Source organism: Stenotrophomonas genospecies 3 (genome assembly GCF_054473855.1).
In genome coordinates, this window is the sequence record NZ_JBTMUR010000046.1 from 1 (window position 1) to 335 (window position 335).

The window sequence follows — 335 nt, forward strand, 5'->3', positions numbered from 1 at the left end:
TCGTTGTAGTACTGGATGTATTCCACCAGCCCAGCCTCCAGACTCTCGAGGCTGTCAAAGCTGTTCAGGTAGAAGAATTCCGACTTCAGCGTTCCAAAGAAGCCCTCCATCGCCGCATTGTCCAGGCAGTTGCCGCGCCGGGACATGCTTTGCTTCAACGAGTGCTTTTCCAGCATATGCCGGTAGTTTTCATGCTGGTACTGCCAGCCCTGGTCGGAGTGGATCATCGGGCGCTCATCCGGGGAAAGCTTCTTGATAGCCTCCTCCAGCATTTGACCCACCAGATCAAATACGGGCCGACGCTTGATCTGATAAGCCACGATTTCGCCGTTGTA

General features: G+C 54.3%; 1 protein-coding gene. It reads right to left on the reverse strand.

Features of this window, described 5'->3' with window-relative positions; genetic code table 11:
• Positions 1 to 335, reverse strand: a 335-nt coding sequence (locus tag ACX9OT_RS21855) for a DDE-type integrase/transposase/recombinase (RefSeq protein WP_459003670.1), incomplete at both ends; no start/stop codon positions are given.